Source organism: Paenibacillus sp. FSL L8-0494, assembly GCF_038003695.1.
In the GTDB taxonomy this organism is placed as follows: domain Bacteria; phylum Bacillota; class Bacilli; order Paenibacillales; family Paenibacillaceae; genus Paenibacillus_AQ; species Paenibacillus_AQ odorifer.
Map to the genome: position 1 here is coordinate 72,611 of NZ_JBBOPQ010000001.1, position 23,930 is coordinate 96,540.

Annotated in this window: 18 protein-coding genes and 3 rRNA genes; all 21 read left to right on the forward strand. The window is 47.0% G+C overall.

All coding sequences use genetic code 11. From position 1 onward, the window contains the following. Nucleotides 1–4 precede the first annotated feature (4 nt). The 21 genes from ftsH (at nt 5) to rrf (ending at nt 23,780) form a co-directional block, all read left to right on the forward strand. Nucleotides 5–2,059 carry an ATP-dependent zinc metalloprotease FtsH gene (gene ftsH, locus NYE35_RS00340; RefSeq protein ID WP_036678755.1) on the forward strand — a complete coding sequence of 685 codons (2,055 nt, stop codon included), beginning with the start codon at nt 5–7 and terminating at the stop codon, nt 2,057–2,059. Nucleotides 2,060–2,318: 259 nt separating this feature from the next. Beyond that, nucleotides 2,319–3,257: a quinolinate synthase NadA gene (gene nadA / locus NYE35_RS00345; RefSeq protein WP_036678753.1), complete on the forward strand. Its 939-nt coding sequence runs from the start codon at nt 2,319–2,321 to the stop codon at nt 3,255–3,257. 39 nt (nt 3,258–3,296) lie between these two features. After that, nucleotides 3,297–4,913: an L-aspartate oxidase gene (gene nadB / locus NYE35_RS00350; RefSeq protein WP_076105842.1), complete on the forward strand. Its 1,617-nt coding sequence runs from the start codon at nt 3,297–3,299 to the stop codon at nt 4,911–4,913. Further along, nucleotides 4,903–5,778, forward strand: coding sequence for a carboxylating nicotinate-nucleotide diphosphorylase (gene nadC / locus NYE35_RS00355; RefSeq protein ID WP_341119877.1), 876 nt, complete (start codon nt 4,903–4,905; stop codon nt 5,776–5,778). Before nadB ends, nadC begins: the two co-directional genes overlap by 11 nt. Beyond that, nucleotides 5,775–6,542, forward strand: a complete 768-nt coding sequence (locus NYE35_RS00360) for a type III pantothenate kinase (RefSeq protein ID WP_036678745.1) — start codon at nt 5,775–5,777, stop codon at nt 6,540–6,542. The genes nadC and NYE35_RS00360 overlap by 4 nt, the downstream gene beginning before the upstream one ends. Before the next feature lie 48 nt (nt 6,543–6,590). Next, nucleotides 6,591–7,475: an Hsp33 family molecular chaperone HslO gene (gene hslO, locus NYE35_RS00365; RefSeq protein ID WP_036678742.1), complete on the forward strand. Its 885-nt coding sequence runs from the start codon at nt 6,591–6,593 to the stop codon at nt 7,473–7,475. Between the two features lie 9 nt (nt 7,476–7,484). Next, complete coding sequence (locus tag NYE35_RS00370; RefSeq protein WP_081383712.1) at nt 7,485–8,429, forward strand: peptidylprolyl isomerase; 945 nt, start codon at nt 7,485–7,487, stop codon at nt 8,427–8,429. A 141-nt stretch (nt 8,430–8,570) separates the two neighbouring features. Further along, nucleotides 8,571–9,509: a cysteine synthase A gene (gene cysK / locus NYE35_RS00375; protein WP_036678737.1), complete on the forward strand. Its 939-nt coding sequence runs from the start codon at nt 8,571–8,573 to the stop codon at nt 9,507–9,509. Nucleotides 9,510–9,847: 338 nt separating this feature from the next. Then, complete coding sequence (locus NYE35_RS00380; protein WP_076105851.1) at nt 9,848–11,461, forward strand: anthranilate synthase component I family protein; 1,614 nt, start codon at nt 9,848–9,850, stop codon at nt 11,459–11,461. Continuing rightward, a complete protein-coding gene (gene pabA, locus NYE35_RS00385) occupies nt 11,458–12,039 on the forward strand; it encodes an aminodeoxychorismate/anthranilate synthase component II (protein ID WP_036678733.1) in 582 nt (193 codons plus the stop codon). Before NYE35_RS00380 ends, pabA begins: the two co-directional genes overlap by 4 nt. Next, nucleotides 12,036–12,917, forward strand: coding sequence for an aminotransferase class IV (locus tag NYE35_RS00390; RefSeq protein WP_076273190.1), 882 nt, complete (start codon nt 12,036–12,038; stop codon nt 12,915–12,917). The genes pabA and NYE35_RS00390 overlap by 4 nt, the downstream gene beginning before the upstream one ends. Further along, the gene (gene folP, locus NYE35_RS00395; protein WP_076099927.1) at nt 12,914–13,771 is read left to right on the forward strand and encodes a dihydropteroate synthase; all 858 of its coding nucleotides are present in this window, start codon (nt 12,914–12,916) and stop codon (nt 13,769–13,771) included. The genes NYE35_RS00390 and folP overlap by 4 nt, the downstream gene beginning before the upstream one ends. 30 nt (nt 13,772–13,801) lie before the next feature. Next, the gene (gene folB / locus NYE35_RS00400) at nt 13,802–14,164 is read left to right on the forward strand and encodes a dihydroneopterin aldolase (RefSeq protein WP_036678726.1); all 363 of its coding nucleotides are present in this window, start codon (nt 13,802–13,804) and stop codon (nt 14,162–14,164) included. A gap of 11 nt (nt 14,165–14,175) precedes the next feature. Continuing rightward, entirely contained in the window at nt 14,176–14,727 is a 552-nt protein-coding gene (gene folK / locus NYE35_RS00405; RefSeq protein WP_036678725.1) for a 2-amino-4-hydroxy-6-hydroxymethyldihydropteridine diphosphokinase, read from the forward strand. After that, complete coding sequence (locus NYE35_RS00410; protein ID WP_076099929.1) at nt 14,679–14,888, forward strand: helix-turn-helix domain-containing protein; 210 nt, start codon at nt 14,679–14,681, stop codon at nt 14,886–14,888. The genes folK and NYE35_RS00410 overlap by 49 nt, the downstream gene beginning before the upstream one ends. A gap of 33 nt (nt 14,889–14,921) precedes the next feature. After that, nucleotides 14,922–15,938, forward strand: a complete 1,017-nt coding sequence (dusB, locus tag NYE35_RS00415) for a tRNA dihydrouridine synthase DusB (protein ID WP_036678722.1) — start codon at nt 14,922–14,924, stop codon at nt 15,936–15,938. 201 nt (nt 15,939–16,139) lie between these two features. Next, complete coding sequence (gene greA / locus NYE35_RS00420) at nt 16,140–16,619, forward strand: transcription elongation factor GreA (protein ID WP_036678719.1); 480 nt, start codon at nt 16,140–16,142, stop codon at nt 16,617–16,619. A gap of 248 nt (nt 16,620–16,867) precedes the next feature. Next, on the forward strand, nt 16,868–18,385 hold the full coding sequence (gene lysS, locus NYE35_RS00425; protein WP_038573979.1) for a lysine--tRNA ligase: 1,518 nt from the start codon (nt 16,868–16,870) through the stop codon (nt 18,383–18,385). Nucleotides 18,386–18,791: 406 nt separating this feature from the next. Further along, nucleotides 18,792–20,349 (forward strand): 16S ribosomal RNA (locus NYE35_RS00430). A 258-nt stretch (nt 20,350–20,607) separates the two neighbouring features. After that, nucleotides 20,608–23,534 (forward strand): 23S ribosomal RNA (locus NYE35_RS00435). 129 nt (nt 23,535–23,663) lie between these two features. Then, nucleotides 23,664–23,780 (forward strand): 5S ribosomal RNA (rrf, locus tag NYE35_RS00440). The 16S, 23S and 5S rRNA genes sit together here, the layout of an rRNA operon. Nucleotides 23,781–23,930 lie beyond the last annotated feature (150 nt).

The following is a 23,930-nucleotide window of genomic DNA, read 5'->3' on the forward strand; positions in this document are numbered from 1 at the left end:
GGGGATGAATCGGTTCATCCGGAATTCTGGTTTTTATTTGATTTTATTTTTAGTCGTGGTGGGTATTGTCCAGTTTGTGAGCAATGGAAATGAAGCCGCCGATTTCCCTAGATACGACGAGTTACGGCAGGAGATCAAGAACAACAATGTGAAGGATTTGACGGTTCAGTTTGAGGGTAATGCCTTTCTGGTCACAGGCGAGTATAGAGAGCTGCCTGCCGATACTAAATCGAAAAGCTTCTCCACATATATTCCTCCTACAGATGCCGCTATCAATGAACTGATTCAAGCCAGTGATGTTAATGGGATTGAATTAACTCAGAAGAAAATGGAAGGTACCAGCATTTGGCTGACATTCCTTTCTTCAATTATCCCACTGGTAATTATGTTCATCTTGTTCTTCTTCCTGTTTAATCAGGCGCAAGGTGGCGGCGGTAAAGTCATGAATTTCGGCAAGAGCAAGGCTCGGTTATATAATGAAGAGAAGAAGAAAATCAGCTTTGAGGATGTTGCAGGGGCGGACGAAGAGAAGCAAGAGCTTGTCGAAGTCGTTGAGTTCCTGAAAGATCCACGCAAATTTGCAGCTGTCGGCGCACGTATTCCTAAGGGCGTATTGCTTGTAGGTCCTCCGGGAACAGGTAAAACATTGCTTGCCCGTGCGGTAGCAGGTGAAGCTGGCGTTCCTTTCTTTAGTATTTCCGGTTCTGACTTTGTGGAAATGTTCGTGGGTGTCGGTGCTTCTCGGGTACGTGATTTGTTCGAGAATGCTAAGAAGAATGCTCCATGTATTATCTTCATTGATGAAATTGATGCTGTGGGTCGTCAGCGTGGTGCCGGTCTTGGTGGCGGACATGACGAGCGTGAGCAGACGCTTAACCAATTGCTGGTTGAGATGGATGGATTCGGTGGTAACGAAGGCATTATTATTGTAGCGGCGACTAACCGCGCTGATATACTTGATCCGGCATTGCTTCGTCCAGGACGTTTTGACCGTCAAATTACGGTTGACCGTCCTGATGTGAAAGGCCGTGAAGCTGTACTTAAGGTGCACGCTCGTAACAAACCGCTTACGAAAGATGTAAGACTGGATGTTGTTGCTAAACGCACAACCGGATTCACAGGTGCTGATTTGGAGAATCTGCTGAATGAGGCAGCTTTGCTAGCTGCACGCCGTAACCGTAAAGATATTTCCATGATTGAAGTGGATGAAGCTATTGACCGTGTTATCGTAGGTACTGAGAAACGCAGCCGTGTGATCAGTGACCGCGAGAAACGTATTGTAGCTTATCATGAAGCAGGCCATACTATTGCTGGTTACTTCCTTGAGCACGCCGATATGGTGCATAAAGTTACTATTATCCCACGCGGACGTGCAGGCGGATACGTTATTATGCTTCCGAAGGAAGATCGGATGATCGTTACCAAGCAGGAGCTTTTAGATAAGGTTACTGGATTACTTGGTGGACGTGTTGCCGAAGAATTGTTTATTGGTGAGATCGGTACGGGTGCATACAGTGACTTCCAACAGGCTACGCGCATCGTGCGTGCCATGATTATGGAGTACGGTATGAGCGATAAGCTTGGACCTATGCAGTTCGGATCTTCTCAAGGTCAAGTATTCTTAGGTCGTGATATTGGGCATGAACAGAATTACAGTGACTCCATTGCTTATGAGATTGATCAGGAAATGCAGAACTTTATTACTTCGAGTTACGAACGTTGTAAAGATCTGTTGATCAAACACTCCAAAGAAATGCACTTGATTGCCAATACATTACTTGAGAAAGAAACACTTGAGCTTGATCAGATCACACAACTGATTGAACAAGGATTCCTTTCCGAGGATGGTAAACCAGAGGGTGGCGAAGGTGTTGCCCATGAAGTTGGCGAGCCTGTCATCGACAATATCGGTGATGTGCGAGTTCGCATTCAAGGCAAGCCTGAGGATGAACAGTCCACACTTCCTGACTTATCAAAGGATATCCCGAATAACCCTGATTCTGAGGGTAATGACGGTTCCGGTGATGACAACAAAGGTGGGGGCACTAGCCTTACCTAATTGGGTCCACCATTCATATGATGTAAATTTATCCGGAGAACGTAACTGTTCTCCGGATTTTTTATTTTAATTTTTAAGGGATTCTATGCCTTAAAGCCTGTCCAGTTACATTGACAGGGGCTGGAACGTTGTGTACATTAGTGATTAATATTACTTACTATTTATATCAGCATGTTCATTTTTTCACCATGATGGCGCATGCCATTTGATAACATCATGTCGGCGAAAAGCCGCGAGGATTTAAGGGGGAGAACAATCGGTGGAAGCTCTGGCGCTTGAGCGCAAGCAGGAACAGAATCGAGAACTTCGTATACGTCTTGAACAGCTTAAAAAGGAACGAAACGCAATCATTTTAGCTCATTATTATCAGCGTGATGAAATTCAGGAGGTTGCCGATTTCCGGGGCGACTCTTTTTTACTCGCTCAGAAGGCTGCAGAGACAGATGCGGAAGTTATTGTATTCTGCGGTGTTCATTTCATGGGGGAAAGTGCAAAAATTCTAGCCCCGAACAAAACCGTTCTTATTCCTGATGAACGTGCAGGCTGTCCAATGGCAGATATGGTCAATGTAGACGGTTTGCGTAAGCTTAAAGCTCAACATCCAAATGCTAAAGTAGTCACTTATATCAACTCGTCTGCCGAGATTAAAGCAGAAACCGATATTTGTTGTACCTCAGCTAATGCTGTGAAAGTAATCGAATCCCTTGATGCTGAAGAGATTATTTGGGTCCCAGATAAGAATCTTGGTCAATATGTACAAGATCAGACGGGCAAGAAGCTGATTATTTGGGAAGGCTATTGCAACACTCACGACATGTTGACCGTCAAAGATGTAGTAGAAATGAGAGCAAAATATCCAGATGCGGAATTTGTAGTTCATCCAGAGTGTCGTCCTGAAGTAGTGGCCATGGGTGACTATGTAGGCAGCACTACATCAATTCTGGAGTATTGCCGGAAATCGGATCGTAAGCAATTTATCGTTGGAACGGAAGATGGTACCGGATATCAGCTTCGTAAGGATAGTCCAGATAAAGAATTCCATTTTGCTACCAAATTTCTTGTTTGTCCCAATATGAAAGTTAATAATCTAAAAAAACTGGTGAAATGCCTGGAGACGATGAAGCCACAAATCTATGTACCGCCTGCTGTCGCCGACAAAGCCAGAACATCCCTAGAGCGCATGCTACAAGTCCGGTAGCATGCGCTACTCTTTCGTTGAAACAGGTGAAAAGCGGTCATGATTCCACAATATTTGGTTGATTTTGATCTTCGGGATATTCCTACGGTAAAGACAGATTGTATTGTTATTGGTTCAGGGATTGCCGGATTATTCACGGCTATTAAAGCCAGTGAAGATCGGCGTGTCATAATGATCACAAAGAAATCAGTAATGGAAAGTAATACTCGCTATGCACAGGGGGGGATCGCAGCTGTTATAGCTGAGGATGATTCCCCTGCATACCACCGGCAGGATACCTTAATGGCCGGTGCAGGTCTTTGCTCCTCAACAGCTGTCGATGCACTTGTTAATGAAGGGCCGGAAGGCGTTCATGAGTTAATTCGCTTAGGAACCCTGTTTGATAAGGAAGATGGGGTACTGGCTTTGACTCAGGAAGGAGCGCACAGCCACCGCCGTATTTTGCATGCTAATGGGGATGCTACCGGTTATGAGATTGTTCGTGCATTGGCGGAACAGGTAGCGGAACATGAGAATATCGAGGTCTGGGATGATCATTATGTTATCGATCTCATCACTGAAGGTGGAGAATGTGTAGGCGCATTATTGCAGCGGCCCGGTGGTGGACGGTTGTTCCTGCAAGGGGATGCGACCATTTTGTGCTCTGGTGGAGCAGGACAATTATATCGATACACTACCAACCCTGAGGTAGCTACAGGAGATGGTGTAGCGATCGCCTATCGCGCTGGTGCTCATATACGAGATATGGAATTTATTCAATTTCATCCTACAGCACTTAGTTACCCAGGAGCTCCTAGATTTTTAATCTCCGAAGCTGTGCGTGGGGAAGGAGCAGTCTTGCGCAATATTAATGGAGAGCGGTTCATGGAGCGTTATCATAACCTGCTTGAACTAGCCCCGCGGGATATTGTAGCGCGAGCTATTGTAAGTGAAATGGAACTTACTAAATCAACGTTCGTTTATTTGGATATTACACATGAATCTCCAGAGATGGTGAAGCATCGGTTTCCCACAATATATGAGACATGTATGGGCTATGGACTGGATATTACAAGTGATTGGATTCCAGTGGCTCCTGCTGCGCATTATATGATGGGGGGGATTAAGACCGATCTGAATGGAGAGAGTACCGTCCCGCGTCTGTTTGCTTGCGGAGAGGTTTCCTCCACAGGCCTGCATGGCGCTAACCGTTTAGCTAGTAATTCTTTATCTGAGGCCATTGTATTTGGACAGCGTATTATTGATCGGATTCATGAGCTTTCCCCGCTGGACCGTGATGTTTTATCGGTTATCAGTAACGAGGGCCGTGTAGATTCGCCAACTCAAGCTATTGTGGAACGTCGTTTGAAGCTACAGAAGGTAATGGTTCGATATGCCGGACTACGTCGTAACGAAGAGATGTTACTTAAAGGATTAGATGAATTAAAACGACAGCTGCCAATCTTTGGATCAGCTTTGTCCAAACGTGAGGAATATGAATTTGCTAATATGCTGACCTGCTGTTTGCTTGTGACAGAGTCTGCTCTGGCACGGGAAGAGAGCCGTGGGGCGCATTACCGTGAGGATTATCCGCAGCGGGATGATGATCAGTGGCGTAAGCACCTGCTTCAAATTCGCGAACTGGGAATAGTGGAGGAATTAAGCGATGATGTTTAATGGTTACAATGAAGAGCTAGTACAATCCATCAAGGCTTGGTTGCGGGAAGATGTTGGTTCCGGAGATGTAACCACGCAGATGACGATTTCAGTGGGCCATGAGTCCAAAGGGATTATTCATGCCAAGGAAGACGGGATAATTTGTGGCATCCCAATTGCAGAGCTGGTCTTTGAAATTGTGGATCCGGCGCTTAGTTTTACAGCCCTTGTCGAGGAAGGTCAAGCTGTAACCAAAGGGACTGTAATTATTGAGGTTGAGGGCAGCACACATGCGATTCTAACAGGTGAGCGGCTTGCGCTTAACTTGATGCAGCGTCTTTCGGGTGTGGCATCACGTACAGCTTCTTTCGTGCAGGTGCTGGAGGGATTACCGACTCGCTTAGTGGATACACGTAAGACAACACCAGGTCACCGGATGCTGGAGAAATATGCTGTTCGTATTGGTGGAGGCTTTAATCACCGTTTTGGCTTATATGATGCAGTTATGATCAAGGATAATCATATCAAAGGCGCGGGTGGTATTCGGCAGGCTGTAGGTCGTGCTCGGAAGAACATCCCGCATACGATGAGCATCGAAGTGGAGACCGAAAATTTAGAGCAAGTCGAAGAGGCGCTGGCAGCAGGTGCCGACATTATAATGCTCGATAACATGTCTAACGATATGATGAAGCAAGCCGTGGCTAGGATTAAATCCCAAGCTCCGCATGTTAAGACAGAGGCTTCTGGAAATGTATCGTTAGAAACCGTACGCGGGATTGCTGAAACGGGTGTGGATGTGATTTCTGTCGGGCGCCTTACGTACTCCTTCTCCAGTCTGGATATTAGTCTAGACCTTAATGCTAAGAAGGAAGGGCCTTTGTCATGATGCTTGCTGTCGATATCGGTAATACCAATATTGTTCTCGGTGTATATAGAAAACGCGAATTGCTGCATCATTTTCGGCTAAGCACTGCGCGCCAATCGACCGTGGATGAATATGGAGTAATGATACACAATCTTTTTCACATGTCAGGTATATCTGTCAAAGACGTTGAAGGTGTAATTATATCTTCGGTTGTTCCACCACTGGTTAAGACTATTGAGGATATGTGTATTAAATATATAGGGAAAGACCCATTGATTGTTGGACCAGGGATTAAGACGGGGCTTAACTTACGTTATGAGAATCCGCGTGAAATTGGCGCAGACCGGATTGTTAATGCAGTTGCTGCGATTGAACAATACAAATGTCCACTTGTGGTTGTTGATTTTGGTACGGCTACGACTTTTGATTGCATTGATGCAGGTGCTAATTATCTTGGTGGCGCGATAGTTCCTGGTCTAGGCATTTCAACAGAGGCATTATACCAGCGGGCATCTAAGCTGCCGCGAATTGAATTGGAGAAGCCTAAAAAGGTCATCGGACGTAATACGGTGCATGCGATGCAGGCCGGAATTATTTTTGGCTATGCGGGTCAGGTTGAGGGCATCGTTAAACGAATTAAAGTCGAGATGAACGCTCCCGAACTGAAGGTTATTTCGACCGGAGGCCTCGCCTCGCTAATTGCGGGTGAAACGGACTGTATTGATGAAGTAAATCCTATGTTAACGCTAGAAGGATTAAGAATTATTTACGATCGTAACCAATAAAGATAAAGAAGCCTAAAAAGGCGAAGAGATAGGAGGGCTATGCACCCAATGGAAAAAAAGAAGGATCGACTAATCCGCGGCACGGCTCTTAATGGTAAAGTGAGAGCGTTTGCTGTCCGCACAACTGAATTGGTTGAAGAACTGAGACGCAGACACGATACGTATCCAACGGCTACAGCCGCAATGGGACGTACAGTTACCGCTGCAGCCATGATGGGCGCTATGCTCAAGGGTAGTGAGAAGCTGAGTATTATGGTTAAAGGGAATGGACCGATCGGACAAATCGTTGCAGAATCCAATGCATTGGGAGAAGTGCGTGGTTATGTGCATAATCCACACATTCATTTACCGAGCAATAGTATGGGGAAACTGGATGTAGCTGGAGCGGTGGGAACTGAAGGGTTCATTGATGTTATAAAAGATTTAGGCATGAAAGAGCCGTACCGAGGTAGTATTCCTATTATCTCCGGGGAGCTTGGCGATGATTTTACTTATTATTTTGCGGTTTCTGAGCAAACTCCAGCTGCGGTTGGCCTAGGTGTATTGGTAGATACCGATGAGTCGGTAATTGTGGCTGGAGGGTTTATTGTTCAACTTCTTCCTGGTCTGACAGATGCGGAGATTACTGAGATTGAAAAAGCTGTAGGGGCGATGCCTTCTGTAACAGCACTTCTCGATCAGGGGCTGGAGCCAGAAGAAATGCTGCGCTACCTTTTGCCGGATGCAGTGGTTATGGATGAACTGGATATTAACTTTGCTTGTCAGTGTTCGCGTGAGCGGGTAGAGCAGACATTGGTTAGCTTAGGGCGGGATGAACTGGAGAGATTAATTGCAGAAGATGAACAGGCTGAAGTCGTATGCCATTTTTGCAATGAGGCTTATGTTTTCAATAAGGACGATTTACAGGTCATTTTAGAACAAGCGAATTCGTAGGGCATTGGGATGATGACGAGACAGGAACGTGCACTTCGCAATACGGTTATTATTCTAGCTGTTGCAACTTTAATGCTCGGGGGTCTATTATTCTGGAGTTTGCGCGCCATGGCCCTACTTAAAGGAGATACAACAGACAATGAATCACCGGATGTAGCGACTGCAGGCGGACAACCGATAACGGATCAGCAGTGGATGGATGAGCTCAAAAAAAAGCATGGAGAAGAAGTGTTAATCAGTATGCTTAACCATATTGTCGTGGACATGGAAGCTAAGGCTTTAGGAATTACCGTGACAGACGATGAGGTTAAGCAGGAACTGGCACGCACTATAGTTGGATACGAATCAGAAGCGCAATATTATGCTCAAATGCAATCTCAGCTGGGATTATCTCGTCAGGAAGTGTTCGCAGAGACAGCTTATCGTCTGTCCTTACAAGCGATAGCCACGGTGGGCATTACAATCAGTGATGCCGATATAGATGCTTATTTAGAGCAAAATGCCGAGCGCTTCGTTCCAAAAAAGGAAATGCAGCTTTCTATGATCAAGGTTTCATCCTATGAGGAAGGTCAGCAGGTAATGGATCGCTTGGAACAGGGTGAGGATTTCGCTGATTTGGCTAGGGAAGTGTCTATTGATGAAGAGAGTCGGCAGCATGGAGGCAGTTTAGGCAAAGTAGAGGAAGACGACCCTTTTTGGCCAGAGGGAATGTTAAAGACTGCGGCTGGATTGGATGTGGGTGATATAGCCGGTCCGATCGAGACAGGGGAAGACTTCGCCATTATTCGCTTGGAGAGTATTCACTCTCCAGAAATGCCAGATCAGAAAGAAATTCGGGCGCTTGTACGTCAAGAGCTGGCTTTGGAGCAAGCCCCTCCCTTGCAGCAGGTGGAAAGCAATTTACGCAATAAATATGAGGTGTCAATAAATATTGACAACAGCCTGCAAGATTGATAATATGATATTAACGTAAACCCTACCGTTTTAGTCGGAAATAACTGACGGTGGTCAACAATTTAAACTCCACACACAGAAGCATAAAGTCACAATTTACGTTCTTATATCGCATTTATCATTCTAAGGAGGTTTTTGCTCATGGCTAAAGTCGTTAACAACGTAACAGAATTGATCGGAGGTACTCCGCTCGTTCGTTTGAATCGTCTGGCACAGGAAGGCTCCGCAGATATTTATTTGAAATTGGAATATCAGAACCCGGGATCAAGCGTAAAAGACCGGATTGCAATCAGCATCGTGGAAGAAGCTGAGCGTGAAGGTCTACTGAAACCAGGAGGTACGATTGTAGAAGCTACTAGTGGTAACACTGGTATCGGCCTGGCACTTGTAGCTGCTGCTAAAGGTTATAAGGCAGTTATCGTAATGCCGGAAACAATGAGCTTGGAGCGCCGTAATCTCCTTCGCGCATATGGAGCGGAATTGGTGCTGACTCCAGGATCGGAAGGTATGAATGGTGCGGTTAAGAAAGCAGACGAAATTCTGAAAGAGAACCCAAGCTATTTCCCATCCGAGCAATTCAAGAATAAAGCGAACGTGAAGATTCACCGTGAGACTACTGGACCTGAAATCATTGACGCTATTGAATCCATCGGCGGTCCTTTGGATGCTTTTATTGCAGGTATCGGAACAGGCGGAACGATCACTGGTGCGGGTGAAGTGCTGAAAAGCCAATATCCTGATATTAAGATTTATGCTGTGGAGCCTGCTGCTTCCCCAATCTTGGCTGGAGGCAAACCAGGCCCTCACAAAATCCAAGGTATCGGAGCTAACTTTATCCCTGAGATTCTGAACCAAGATATCTATGATGAAATCATCCACGTTGAGAATGATGAAGCTTTCGAAACTGCACGTCGTGTAGCTAAAGAAGAAGGCGTCTTGTCTGGTATTTCTTCAGGTGCTGCTGTATTTGCCGCACTTAAAGTAGCCAAAGATTTAGGCCCTGGCAAAAAAGTAGTAGTCATTATCCCAAGTAACGGCGAACGTTACCTGAGCACACCACTTTACAATTTCGAAGCGTAATTGTTTGCAATAACGTAAATCTATAAGAGTCTTCATACCACTTTTTTGGTGGTGATGGAGACTCTTTTCGTTGATTTAAAAGGCATTAGGTACTGTGCATATATGGCAGGCTAGACGTGGTAATTTTATTATTGTTGAAAAAAGCTCTGGTTTTTGCAGAAAACGAAAAAATCATAATAATTTCCTATCGCTGAGGGCTTTTCAATAATGCCTTAAGTACAGTATACTGACAGGCAATATACTACTGATGATTGGACAAAACTAAGCAAATGCTTACGAAGCGAGTTTTGTCTCGAAGATTAAACTGTAAGATGATGCTAGACAAAACTTTTAGGAGGATGGCTTTGGAAATCATAACAACCTGGAACGAGTGGGAACAATGGGCTGCTGAAGACTGGAGCATGTTTCCCTTGATTATAAAATCTCCCCGGTGCACCAACGAATTACCTGCGTCCTGGGAGAAAGCCTGGGAGTTAGCTTCCCAGTATTCTGTAGTTTTAGAAAGTGGTAAGGGTGGCCGTTATACGTACTTGGGCTTGAACCCTGTTTCGATATTGAAGGGCAAGGAGGATAATGCGGAAGTATTTAGCTTCCCTACTGAATCTTTGGAATCAGCATCAGTGGACGAGGAGAGGATACCTGAGGCAACAACACTGCATGGACAACCGCTGGAGCTACTGCAGCAATGGATGTCGGATTTTACGTCGCCTAAGTTAAAGGATGAAGATGTTCCTCCTTTTTCTGGTGGATGTATTGGTTTCCTTGGTTATGATGTGGTTCGTTCTTTGGAACGATTGCCGTCTCTTGCCCAAGATGATCCTGGTTTTCCTGATTTTCTTTTTATGAGGTTTGACGAGATATGGATCTATGATCACGAAGAGCATGTGCTTTATTGTGCTGTTCACGTTCCAGTTCCAGCAGACTGTGGGATGGAAGAGCTGCAAAATCTTTATCTTGGCAGTATAGAACAGGCTGGACAAATGGTAGAGCAGTGGCAGCTGATATCTTCAGCCGCAGGGTTGGATGATGAGGCTGTGGGCAGCATTGAGGCCCTTACAGTTTCATCAGGAGAGTGGCCGGGCATGGCTTCGGCTTTCTCGCCTGAGAAGTTTCAGCAGGCAGTGCTGGACGTTCAGGAATACATCCGCCAAGGCGATGTCTTCCAAGTGAACCTCTCGCTGCGCCAGGAGGCGCAGCTGAAGTCCCCGCCGGAGGATGTTTACGAGTGGCTGCGCAAGCTCAACCCGTCCCCGTACATGGGGCTCTTGCGGTCGCCCGGCTTCGCGCTGTCCAGCGCTTCACCGGAGCTGCTCGTCAAGCTGCACGGGGACAAAGTGAGCGCCCGGCCAATCGCCGGCACCCGGCGCCGGGGACTCACTCCCGCGGAGGATGCCGCCATGGAGGCGGAGCTTCGCGGGAGCGAAAAAGAGATCGCCGAGCATATCATGCTTGTCGATCTGGAACGCAACGACATCGGGCGTGTCGCTGCATACGGTTCCGTCAGCGTGCCGGAGCTGATGACGGTGGAGCGCTACTCTCATGTGATGCATCTCGTTTCGCAGGTAGAGGGCCAGATTGCGCCGGATAAAGACGCGTATGCGGTTATCGCAGCTTTATTCCCCGGGGGGACTATTACAGGGGCTCCCAAGGTAAGGACAATGGAGATTATTGAAGAATTGGAGCCGGTTCGACGTGGACCCTATACAGGATCGATGGGTTTTATTGACTATAACGGCAATATGGAATTAAATATTATTATAAGAACGCTGGCTGTAAAAGACGGGGTCGGATATATTCAGACAGGTGCCGGCATAGTGATCGATTCCGATCCCTACCGTGAATACCGTGAATGCCATAATAAAGCCAAAGCGGTAGTGAAGGCAGTACTCTGTAGTGAACTGCAGCAGGAATTGCCAGCTACCAGCGGAGCCGAAGGGGGAGTAGCACTGTGATCTTGGTCATCGATAATTATGATTCCTTTACGTATAACCTCGTACAGTATTTAGGTGAGCTTGGGGAAGAGGTTAAAGTGCACCGCAATGATGAAATTACCATCGAAGAGATTGAAAAGCTGGCACCTGACCATATTCTAATTTCACCAGGCCCATGTACGCCAAATGAAGCGGGAATTAGTCTGGAATTGTTGCATCATTTCAAGGGGATCATTCCGATCTTCGGCGTATGCCTTGGACATCAAGCGATTGGACAAGCATTTGGTGGCAATGTCATCCGTGCTGAGCGTTTGATGCATGGGAAGACATCGCCTATTTACCATAACGGGACCTCAGTTTTTGAAGGTCTGGAGTCTCCATTTACAGCTACCCGATATCATTCACTGATTGTAGAGCGGGAGAGTCTCCCAGATTGCTTGGAGATTACGGCTGAGACTGAAGAAGGGGAGATTATGGCATTGCGCCATAAAGAATACCCTATTGAAGGTGTGCAGTTCCACCCGGAATCTATTATTACGGATCATGGTCATACGATGCTGCGTAATTTCTTGAAACGGAGAGCCGGAGAAACGGCATGAAATATATAGGATTTAACAATGGTGTCATTGACGCCCGAGAAACCGTGGTTTCTGCCTTGGATCACGGCTTTTTGTACGGCATTGGCTTGTTCGAAACCTTTAGGACCTATGGGGGAGTTCCCTTTTTGCTGGAGCGTCATTTGAAGCGTATGGCAGAGGGTTGCAAGGCACTGGGCATTCCATTTGAAGCAGAAGCGGCACATCTACTTGACTGGATTAAGCGCGTTATGGACAAAAATGAATTAAAAGAAGCTTATATACGCTATACCGTAACAGCCGGTGAGGATATTCTCGGATTACCTGCTGGTGATTATCAAAAGCCTAATCATTTGTTGTACATCAAAGCGCTGCCGAAAGTACCAGATAAACTCTATAGTGAAGGCAAAGAGCTGCAGCTGTTGTCCTTGCGGCGTAATACTCCTGAGGGAACAGTGCGATTCAAGTCGCTGCATTATATGAATAACATTCTGGCTAAGCGAGAGCTTAGAGGGTATACTTCTGCGGCAAATGGTGCTGAAGGACTAATGCTGACGGCAGAAGAATTTATTGCCGAGGGCATTGTCAGCAACATCTTTTTTGTAAAAAACAACAGGCTCTATACCCCAGATCTTACAACAGGGATACTTCCGGGAATTACCCGGGAAATGGTAATGGAGCTGGCTCTTAGTGCAGGCCTTAGTGTTGAAGAAGGAACATATCACTGGGAGCAGTTAAAAGCTGCTGATGAAGTGTTTCTTACCAATTCCGTACAAGAAATCGTTCCTGTTACTGGGGTGTGGCACGGAGATGCAAGATTTACTATAGGTACTGGCCAGTGTGGAACAATTACTGCTGGCTTGATTTCATTATATAGAGATAGGACGGCGATTTCGAAATGAGACCAGTCCTCTTTAAGCGGACATACCGTTGTGGAAATACAGACTTGGAGTTAGGAAATCGAACATTGATTATGGGCATCCTTAATGTGACCCCGGATTCTTTTTCGGATGGAGGACTTTGGGATCATCCGGACAAAGCAGTTGAGCATGCGCTGCGTATGGCTGCAGAGGGTGCTGATATTATTGATATCGGCGGTGAATCTACTCGTCCTGGTCATCAACCGGTGGGACTTGAAGAGGAGTTAGCCCGTGTATTGCCTGTGATCGAGAGTATTCATAAGGCGGCACCTCACCTTCCGTTATCTATCGATACCTATAAAGCTGAAGTAGCCCGCCAAGCTATAGCTGCGGGTGCCCATATCATTAATGACATATGGGGTTGTAAGGCCGATCCGGAAATGGCGGCAGTGGCCGCTGCTGCTGACTGTCCTATTATTTTGATGCATAACCGGCAGGACCGTAATTATACGAATCTGAGTGCGGATATGTCGGCTGACCTTAAGGAAAGTATTGATCTTGCGGTAGCCGCAGGCGTTAAGCCGGCCAATATCATATTGGATCCAGGTATCGGCTTTGCTAAGGATTATAATGAAAACCTGCAGGCAATGACGCTTTTAGACGGGTTGACTGAGTTAGGTTATCCGTTGTTACTGGCGACTTCCCGCAAAAAATTCATCCGCACGGTACTTGATTTGCCGTCTGATGATGTTGTGGAAGGCACCGCAGCTACAGTAGCTTTTGGGATAGCTCAGGGTTGCCAGATCGTACGTGTACATGATGTATCTCTGATTAAACGAACGGTTAAGATGTGTGATGCGATGTTGTATGCTGCACCTCCAGTGGTGCGTGAATAGCTATATTTTACGAAAAAGGGCGGATTAATCATGGATAAAATGACAATGCATCGCATGGAATATTACGGATACCACGGTGTATTTGAGGAAGAACGTAAGCTGGGACAACGTTTTTACATTGATTTAGAGCTGGAGCTTGATTTGCAGGGTGCGGGCTTGAATGATGATTTGAGTCAAACCGTGAATTATGCTGAAGTTCATGAATTAGTCAAAAACATTGTCGAAATAAAGTCTTTTAAGTTGATCGAAGCTTTGGCAGAATATATTGCATCCTCCGTACTGGACACTTATACTGTTATCAATGCAGTAACGGTTAAGGTAACTAAACCCCATCCGCCTTTCGACATTCATTTTCAGGGAGTGACTGTAGAGCTGCGCAGAACTAGAAAGTGAGAACAAGGTCCATGAATATACATTCCACCTCTGAAGAATCAGAGGCTTATATTGCTTTAGGGGCTAATTTAGGTGACCGCGAGGGCACACTGTCAGAGGCTTTGAACAGACTGGACGCTCATGATGAAATATCGGTGGTCCGCTGCTCCAAAGTTTACGAGACAGAGCCAGTAGGTTATTTAGATCAGCCGCAGTTTCTCAATATGGCAGCAGCTTTGCGAACGACACTTGCGCCCGAGTCCTTGCTGGAAGTGATGTTGGGGATTGAAACGCAGTTGGGTCGTATCCGGGATATCCGCTATGGACCGAGAACGGTAGATTTGGATTTGTTGTGGGTTGAGGGTCAGGTGCTCGATACACCACATTTAACGTTACCGCATCCACGCATGTTAGAGCGTGCTTTTGTATTGTTTCCGCTCAGTGACATCGTTCCACAGAATGAACAATCTTCCGGACTTCGCAAGCTGATTACAGCAGCGCTTCAAGACATAGACGGGAAGGAAGGAATTCGGTTGTGGACAACAAGCGTTTGGGACGGAGGGTCAGGGCATTCCGTAAGCTAAAAGGGTATACTCAACAGGATCTTGCGGATCTTGCCGGAATTTCCTTGGCTGTGCTTGGTGCAGTCGAGAGGGGTAACAGACGATTAGAAGATCAAATTTTAGATAAAATTGCGAATGTCCTAGGGGTTACAACAGAAGAGCTTGTGGATCCCAACTCATAATTTCCAAGAATTAAAAGGCAGGAAGTGATACGAATGCTGAAGATTGGCGATATCGAGATGAAAAATCAGGTTGTTCTGGCACCTATGGCTGGCGTGTGCAATCCGGCTTTTCGTCTGATCGCTAAGGAATTTGGTACAGGTCTGGTCTGTGCGGAAATGGTAAGCGATAAGGCCATTATTCACGGAAATACACGTACTCGCGAAATGTTGTTTGTAGATGAACGGGAGAAACCGCTTAGTTTGCAGATTTTTGGCGGGGATAGAGAATCACTGGTGCAAGCAGCAAAAGTGGTTGATAAAGAAACCAATGCTGATATTATCGATATCAATATGGGATGCCCAGTGCCTAAAGTAACTAAATGTGATGCGGGAGCCCGCTGGCTTTTGAATCCCGACAAAATCTATGAAATGGTCTCTGCGGTTGTCGATGTTGTCGATAAACCCGTAACCGTGAAAATGCGGATTGGCTGGGATAGCGAGCATATTTTTGTCGAAGATAATGCGCGTGCGGTTGAACGTGCCGGGGGTAAGGCTGTCAGCGTACACGGTCGTACCCGGGAGCAGCTTTACACAGGCCATGCGGACTGGAACTATATCAAGATGGCAAAAGAAGCAGTTTCTATTCCTGTTATTGGCAACGGGGATGTTAATACACCTGAAGATGCTCGGGCTATGTTGGATCAGACTGGCTGCGATGGCGTAATGATCGGGCGTGGAGCACTCGGCAATCCTTGGATGTTGTATCGTACGATTCAATATTTGAGCACCGGCGAGCTTATGCCTGAACCTGGCTTGGATGAGAAGATTAAGGTTGCTATTCTTCATATGGATCGACTGGTAGCTCTTAAGGGAGAAGCTGTCGCTGTCCGTGAGATGCGTAAGCATATGGCCTGGTACTTAAAAGGCTTGAAGGCTGCCGCTAGAGTGAAGGATGTTCTCATGACAGAAACAAAACGCGATGGAATGGTGAGGATATTGAATGATTTTGTCGTTCAATTAAAGCATGAAGAAGAGAGCAAGGGCATTGAAATGTCTTCTTCTGCTGTATAATCACCTTTTTTCTGCTGATATTTGAACACATCTGACTTTATATGTGGTGTCATTGACATTTTGTAGCGGTTCCAATATAATTTCACAGTATAAAATCGCCGTTACAGTAAGAGCAATGCAGCAGGGAGGGTTCTTATCCTTCTAGATTAGCATATAGTATGGTGTTTTCAATAATTGTATACGACAGGAGAATCGGTTGAGATGAGCGATAAAGAAGTCATCCTTACGCCGGACGGGCTAAAACGTCTGGAAGATGAGCTGGAGACCCTCAAATCCGTAAAACGCCGTGAGGTTGCTGAACGGATTAAGGTAGCGATTGGCTACGGAGATATCAGTGAGAACTCGGAGTATGAAGACGCGAAGAATGAGCAAGCTTTTATCGAAGGACGCGTTCTAACTTTGGAGAAGATGCTTCGCAACGCGCGTATCATCAATAGCGACGAGATCGTTACTGACGTAGTAAGTATTGGTGTTACTGTAAGTGTCGAGGATTTGGAATATGGGGACACTATGGAGTATACGATCGTAGGTACAGCAGAGTCTGATCCACTGAATAACAAGATTTCCAATGAAAGTCCGGTAGGCAAAGCTATTATCGGGAAAAAAATAGGTACGGTTGTTGATGTTTCTACACCTGCAGGAGTTATTCAATATAAAATTCTCGATATCAGAATGAAGTAATATACAGACCTTAATGTCTGTCAATAGATGTGCTGCCGTATGTATTAGTCATTTCACTGTACATAGGTAGATAAGGGAACATGTTTGGGAAAGCTTCCTTAGGGAAGCTTTTTTCAAATCATCCAGAAACGATAGGTAAAACAAACTGCTTATATTTTGAGCTGGAACGGGACTGTCCTCTAACTATGGAGACGGAGCCGTTTCTTCTTGTGTATATGATATTACTGAGTTATAAGGGGATGAATCGCATGACCGAGGAAATGAACAATGTGGACAATGCAGAGAACGAACTTAGTGAGCTTTTGCAGATCCGCCGTGCCAAACTGGACGAGCTAAGAGGACTTGGTATTGATCCTTTCGGCAAAAAATACGAACGCACAGCTAACGCTGGCGACATCGTAGCTAAGTATGATGGACTTTCCAAAGAGGAATTGGACGAGCTTTCTGTTGAAGTAAGCATTGCTGGACGTATTATGGCAAAACGCGTTATGGGTAAAGCCAGCTTTGCACATATCCAGGACCTTAGTGGAAGAATTCAGCTTTATGTTCGTCAAGACAGCATTCCTGAAACTCAATACGCGGCGTTTAATGTTCTCGATCTGGGAGATATTATTGGCGTTCGTGGAACAGTATTCAAAACCAAAACAGGCGAGACCTCCATCAAAGTGCATAATCTCGAAGTCTTGTCCAAATCCCTGCTGCCACTTCCTGAGAAATATCATGGTCTTAAAGATGTAGAACTGCGTTATCGCCAGCGCTATGTTGATTTGATTATTAATCCGGAAGTTCAACAGACCTTTATTGCCCGTTCAAGAATTATTCAATCGATGCGTCGCTATTTGGATTCACTTGGTTATCTTGAAGTTGAAACACCTACACTTCATACGATCGCCGGCGGAGCAGCTGCGCGTCCGTTTATTACTTACCACAACACACTTGAAATGCAGCTGTATATGCGGATTGCTATCGAGCTTCACTTGAAACGCCTTATTGTTGGCGGTTTGGAAAAAGTGTACGAAATCGGCCGTGTATACCGTAACGAGGGAATGTCGACTCGTCATAATCCAGAGTTTACTATGATTGAGTTGTACGAAGCATATGCTGACTACAAGGACATCATGAATCTCACGGAGAATATGATTGCACATATTGCCCAAGAGGTATTAGGTACACAACTGCTGGATTACCAAGGCAAAGAGGTAAATCTGTCTCCAGGATGGCGTCGTGTAACTATGGTTGATGCTGTTAAAGAAGTAACCGGTGTTGATTTCAGTGTTCACATGACAGATGACGAAGCACAAGCTTTGGCAAAAGAACATCGTGTGCCTGTTGAGAAACATATGACGTTCGGTCATATCCTTAACGCTTTCTTCGAGCAATTTGTAGAGGAAACGCTAATTCAGCCAACCTTTGTAATGGGACACCCTGTTGAAATTTCACCACTTGCGAAGAAAAACGATGAGGATCCACGCTTTACCGATCGTTTTGAGCTGTTTATTGTGGGTCGTGAGCACGCTAATGCATTTAGTGAATTGAATGATCCGATTGACCAGCGTCAACGCTTTGAGGCACAGATCCAGGAGAAAGAGCAAGGTAATGACGAAGCTCATGAGATGGATGATGATTTCATCCGCGCCCTGGAATATGGTATGCCACCTACTGGCGGACTGGGAATCGGTGTAGACCGTTTGATCATGCTGCTTACCAATTCTGCATCGATTCGCGATGTATTGCTGTTTCCACATATGCGTAACCGTACTGAATAGTATCTATACAACACAGGGCTTAAGGGAGCTGTCTAAGGACAGTTCTCTTGGCTACTGTTGATTAGAAGCGGTGCTTTCACTTCATTGCTCCTATAGAATGTAGAGATTTAATATTAGTTTCAAAAAAACTCTTGCAATGCTTCTCCATACATGATATATTCTAAGTCCGGCCAAGAAATACACATGCCGAGCTCGAAAAAGAAATTGAAAAAAGAGCTTGACATTAAATAGCCGAACATGATATAGTATAAGAGTTGCTGCTGAGACATTAAACGGCGCCAACGAGAACTTGATCTTTGAAAACTGAACAACGAGTGAGTAGGAAATCACGTAAGTGATATCCAAAATTAGAGAATTAATTTTCTCGTCAGATGTTTCAAAATGAGCATATCGCTCTTTTCAATACTAATTGGAGAGTTTGATCCTGGCTCAGGACGAACGCTGGCGGCGTGCCTAATACATGCAAGTCGAGCGGAGTTATTTTGAAAGCTTGCTTTCAAAATAACTTAGCGGCGGACGGGTGAGTAACACGTAGGCAACCTGCCCTTCAGACTGGGATAACTACCGGAAACGGTAGCTAATACCGGATAATTTCTTTTTTCTCCTGAGAGAAGAATGAAAGACGGAGCAATCTGTCACTGAGGGATGGGCCTGCGGCGCATTAGCTAGTTGGTGGGGTAACGGCCCACCAAGGCGACGATGCGTAGCCGACCTGAGAGGGTGAACGGCCACACTGGGACTGAGACACGGCCCAGACTCCTACGGGAGGCAGCAGTAGGGAATCTTCCGCAATGGGCGAAAGCCTGACGGAGCAACGCCGCGTGAGTGATGAAGGTTTTCGGATCGTAAAGCTCTGTTGCCAGGGAAGAACGTCCGGTAGAGTAACTGCTATCGGAGTGACGGTACCTGAGAAGAAAGCCCCGGCTAACTACGTGCCAGCAGCCGCGGTAATACGTAGGGGGCAAGCGTTGTCCGGAATTATTGGGCGTAAAGCGCGCGCAGGCGGCTATTTAAGTCTGGTGTTTAAACCTTGGGCTCAACCTGAGGTCGCACTGGAAACTGGGTGGCTTGAGTACAGAAGAGGAAAGTGGAATTCCACGTGTAGCGGTGAAATGCGTAGATATGTGGAGGAACACCAGTGGCGAAGGCGACTTTCTGGGCTGTAACTGACGCTGAGGCGCGAAAGCGTGGGGAGCAAACAGGATTAGATACCCTGGTAGTCCACGCCGTAAACGATGAGTGCTAGGTGTTAGGGGTTTCGATACCCTTGGTGCCGAAGTTAACACAGTAAGCACTCCGCCTGGGGAGTACGGTCGCAAGACTGAAACTCAAAGGAATTGACGGGGACCCGCACAAGCAGTGGAGTATGTGGTTTAATTCGAAGCAACGCGAAGAACCTTACCAGGTCTTGACATCCCTCTGAATCTGCTAGAGATAGCAGCGGCCTTCGGGACAGAGGAGACAGGTGGTGCATGGTTGTCGTCAGCTCGTGTCGTGAGATGTTGGGTTAAGTCCCGCAACGAGCGCAACCCTTAACTTTAGTTGCCAGCAGGTAATGCTGGGCACTCTAGAGTGACTGCCGGTGACAAACCGGAGGAAGGTGGGGATGACGTCAAATCATCATGCCCCTTATGACCTGGGCTACACACGTACTACAATGGCCGGTACAACGGGAAGCGAAGCCGCGAGGTGGAGCCAATCCCATCAAAGCCGGTCTCAGTTCGGATTGCAGGCTGCAACTCGCCTGCATGAAGTCGGAATTGCTAGTAATCGCGGATCAGCATGCCGCGGTGAATACGTTCCCGGGTCTTGTACACACCGCCCGTCACACCACGAGAGTTTACAACACCCGAAGTCGGTGGGGTAACCCGCAAGGGAGCCAGCCGCCGAAGGTGGGGTAGATGATTGGGGTGAAGTCGTAACAAGGTAGCCGTATCGGAAGGTGCGGCTGGATCACCTCCTTTCTATGGAGAATCGTCTTCTGCAATGAAGACATTCAAATCGGAAGCTAAGCTTCCAAAACTCAGGTTTAGGCCTGTTACTCACTCGTTGCTCAGTTTTGAGAGTTTAAGCTCTCAAGTAAGACTTGATCCTTGAAAACTGGATACCGAAACGAATTTGCGTTTTAGAACATCTTTTAGCAACTTGTGCAAACAAGTAAATGTTATTAGTGAGATTTTTCAAAGAAGATATCGTTCGATATTTTCCTACGGAAAAATCAAGGTTAAGCTAATAAGAGCACACGGAGGATGCCTAGGCGCCAGGAGCCGACGAAGGACGTGGCGAACAACGAAACTGCCTCGGGGAGCTGTAAGCAAGCTTTGATCCGGGGGTGTCCGAATGGGGAAACCCAGCTGTGGTAATTCGCAGTTACTCATACCTGAATACATAGGGTGTGTAGAGGCAGACCAGGGGAACTGAAACATCTAAGTACCCTGAGGAAGAGAAAACAATAGTGATTCCGTCAGTAGCGGCGAGCGAACGCGGAACAGCCTAAACCAAGGGGCTTGCCTCTTGGGGTTGTGGGACGTCTCACATGGAGTTACAAAGGAATATGGTAGGTGAAGAGGTCTGGAAAGGCCCGCGATAGAGGTAAAAGCCCTGTAACCTAAACTGTATTCTCTCCGAGACGGATCCCGAGTAGTGCGGGGCACGTGAAACCCCGTATGAATCCAGCAGGACCATCTGCTAAGGCTAAATACTACCTGGCGACCGATAGTGAAACAGTACCGTGAGGGAAAGGTGAAAAGCACCCCGGAAGGGGAGTGAAATAGAACCTGAAACCGTGTGCTTACAAAAAGTCAGAGCCCGATCTATGGGTGATGGCGTGCCTTTTGTAGAATGAACCGGCGAGTTACGTTTAACATGCAAGGTTAAGCCGAGAAGGTGGAGCCGCAGCGAAAGCGAGTCTGAATAGGGCGATTTAGTATGTGGACGTAGACCCGAAACCGTGTGATCTACCCCTGTCCAGGGTGAAGGTGCGGTAACACGCACTGGAGGCCCGAACCCACGTACGTTGAAAAGTGCGGGGATGAGGTGGGGGTAGCGGAGAAATTCCAATCGAACTCGGAGATAGCTGGTTCTCCCCGAAATAGCTTTAGGGCTAGCCTCGGTATAAGAGTAGTGGAGGTAGAGCACTGATTGGGTGCGGGGTCCGCAAGGATTACCAAGCTCAGTCAAACTCCGAATGCCATATACTTATTGCCGGGAGTCAGACAGTGAGTGCTAAGATCCATTGTCAAAAGGGAAACAGCCCAGACCATCAGCTAAGGTCCCCAAGTGTGTGTTAAGTGGGAAAGGATGTGGAGTTGCACAGACAACCAGGATGTTGGCTTAGAAGCAGCCACCATTGAAAGAGTGCGTAATAGCTCACTGGTCGAGTGACTCTGCGCCGAAAATGTAACGGGGCTAAACACACCACCGAAGCTATGGCTAGATACGTATGTATCTGGGGTAGGGGAGCGTTGTGTAGGGGTTGAAGGTGTACTGAAAAGAGCGCTGGACACTACACAAGTGAGAATGCCGGTATGAGTAACGAAAAGATCAGTGAGAATCTGATCCGCCGAAAGCCCAAGGTTTCCTGAGGAAGGCTCGTCCGCTCAGGGTAAGTCGGGACCTAAGGCGAGGCCGAAAGGCGTAGTCGAAGGACAACAGTTTGAAATTACTGTACCACCGTAATCCGCTATGAGCGATGGGGTGACGCAGGAGGGTAGTGACGCGGACTGATGGATGTCCGTCTAAGCAGTGAGGCTGATGTGTAGGCAAATCCGCACATCATTAAGGCTGGGCTGTGATGGGGAGCGAAAATTATAGTAGCGAAGGTCATGATCTCACACTGCCAAGAAAAGCCTCTAGCCAGGAGAAGGTGCCCGTACCGCAAACCGACACAGGTAGGCGAGAAGAGAATTCTAAGGCGCGCGGAAGAACTCTCGTTAAGGAACTCGGCAAAATGACCCCGTAACTTCGGGAGAAGGGGTGCCCCGGTAGTGTGAATAGCACGAGGGGGCCGCAGTGAAAAGGCCCAAGCGACTGTTTAGCAAAAACACAGGTCTGTGCGAAGCCGCAAGGCGAAGTATACGGGCTGACGCCTGCCCGGTGCTGGAAGGTTAAGGGGAGTGGTTAGGGGTAACCCGAAGCTATGAACCGAAGCCCCAGTAAACGGCGGCCGTAACTATAACGGTCCTAAGGTAGCGAAATTCCTTGTCAGGTAAATTCTGACCCGCACGAATGGCGTAACGACTTGGGCGCTGTCTCAACGAGAGATCCGGTGAAATTTTAATACCTGTGAAGATGCAGGTTACCCGCGACAAGACGGAAAGACCCCATGGAGCTTTACTGCAGCTTGATATTGAATTTGGGTACGATCTGTACAGGATAGGTGGGAGCCGTAGAAATCGGAGCGCAAGCTTCGGTGGAGGCGCCGTTGGGATACCACCCTGATCGTATCTAGGTTCTAACCTAGTACCCTTATCGGGTACGGGGACCGTGTCAGGCGGGCAGTTTGACTGGGGCGGTCGCCTCCTAAAGAGTAACGGAGGCGTTCCAAGGTTCCCTCAGAATGGTTGGAAATCATTCGCAGAGTGCAAAGGCATAAGGGAGCTTGACTGCGAGACCTACAAGTCGAGCAGGGACGAAAGTCGGACTTAGTGATCCGGTGGTACCGCATGGAAGGGCCATCGCTCAACGGATAAAAGCTACCCTGGGGATAACAGGCTTATCTCCCCCAAGAGTCCACATCGACGGGGAGGTTTGGCACCTCGATGTCGGCTCATCGCATCCTGGGGCTGAAGTAGGTCCCAAGGGTTGGGCTGTTCGCCCATTAAAGCGGTACGCGAGCTGGGTTCAGAACGTCGTGAGACAGTTCGGTCCCTATCTGTCGTGGGCGCAGGAAATTTGAGAGGAGCTGTCCTTAGTACGAGAGGACCGGGATGGACGTACCGCTGGTGCACCAGTTGTTCCGCCAGGAGCATGGCTGGGTAGCTACGTACGGACGGGATAAGCGCTGAAAGCATCTAAGCGTGAAGCCCCCCTCAAGATGAGATTTCCCAATTAGTAAGACCCCTTGAAGACGACGAGGTAGATAGGTTGGAGGTGGAAGTGCAGCAATGCATGGAGCTGACCAATACTAATCGGTCGAGGGCTTATCCTATACTTAGAATGCAGATTCGTTTCGGATTCAGTTTTCAGGCGATTAAGCCTGTAACACGCTTAGAAATTCATTGTCACTTCTGGTGATGAACCGAATTTCACGCGGCAGCGTCTGTTTCACAGACGCATGTTTGGTGGCGATAGCGGAGGGGTTCCACGCGTACCCATCCCGAACACGACCGTTAAGCCCTCCAGCGCCGATGGTACTTGGACCGAAGGGTCCTGGGAGAGTAGGACGTTGCCAAGCACACAAGACCACTGTTGAGTAATCGACAGTGGTCTTTTTGTTATATAAATAGAGAATTCATTAGGCTATATTTTGAAATACTATGATGGAGATAAGCGTGGGTAATAAGATGAGCAGAAATGCATTGTGGATTTTTTATACACTATATGT